General features: G+C 49.8%; 1 rRNA gene. It reads left to right on the top strand.

Features of this window, described 5'->3' with window-relative positions:
* Positions 1–652, top strand: a 23S ribosomal RNA gene (locus RV00_RS15955); the annotation flags it as partial.

Raw genomic sequence — 652 nt, 5'->3', positions numbered from 1 at the left:
CGAAAATGTACCGGGGCTAAATAGTTTACCGAAGCTGTGGAACATACCATTAGGTATGTTGGTAGGAGAGCGTTCTAAGGGCGTTGAAGGTAGATCGTGAGGACTGCTGGAGCGCTTAGAAGTGAGAATGCCGGTATGAGTAGCGAAAGACAGGTGAGAATCCTGTCCACCGAATGACTAAGGTTTCCTGGGGAAGGCTCGTCCGCCCAGGGTTAGTCGGGACCTAAGCCGAGGCCGAAAGGCGTAGGCGATGGATAACAGGTTGATATTCCTGTACCCGTTGTTTTTGTTTGAGCAATGGAGGGACGCAGAAGGCTAAGGAATCAGACGATTGGAAATGTCTGTCCAAGCAATGAGTCTTGAGGCGAGTCAAATGCTTGCTTCTCTAAGGACAAGTTGTGATGGGGAGGGAAATAATAGTACCGAAGTTCCTGATGTCACACTGCCGAGAAAAGCTTCTAGTGAGAAAACAATGGCCCGTACCGCAAACCGACACAGGTAGTCGAGGAGAGAATCCTAAGGTGAGCGAGAGAACTCTCGTTAAGGAACTCGGCAAAATGACCCCGTAACTTCGGGAGAAGGGGTGCTGATCTAACGATCAGCCGCAGTGAATAGGCCCAAGCGACTGTTTATCAAAAACACAGGTCTCTGC

The organism is Enterococcus devriesei (genome assembly GCF_001885905.1).
GTDB classification, from domain to species: Bacteria; Bacillota; Bacilli; order Lactobacillales; family Enterococcaceae; genus Enterococcus_A; species Enterococcus_A devriesei.
The sequence above is the reverse complement of the archived record's forward strand: the minus strand, read 5'-3'. Positions and strand labels throughout refer to the sequence as shown.